At 69.0% G+C, this 300-nt stretch carries 1 pseudogene; it reads right to left on the reverse strand.

What is annotated here, in order from left to right:
- Positions 1–300 (reverse strand): annotated as a pseudogene (locus SB751_RS29375) (site-specific integrase); the annotation flags it as partial.

Genomic DNA, 300 nt, shown 5'->3' on the forward strand with positions numbered 1-300 from the left:
CGCGCGCTCGGCGCGCGTGCTGGCGATGCCGGCCGCTTCCATTTGCGCGTCGATCGCACGCAACACCGTGTCCTTGTGCATCGGCCGCCCATTCGGCGAGCCGGGAAAGACGAGTTTGCCAGGCAGTTGCGCGAGCCGCCGTGCCTCGAGCCACGCGCCCATCACGTCGACCGCGAACGGCGCGAGCCGCGTGCTGTGCGTGAGCGCCGGATTGTCGGCTTCGATCGTGAGCCATTCCGAACCGATCGAGGTTGCGTCGAGCGTGAGCGAAATCGCGTCGCCGGTTTTCAGGCCGCCGCC

It is taken from the genome of Cupriavidus sp. SIMBA_020 (assembly GCF_046535395.1).
GTDB classification, from domain to species: Bacteria; Pseudomonadota; Gammaproteobacteria; order Burkholderiales; family Burkholderiaceae; genus Cupriavidus; species Cupriavidus campinensis.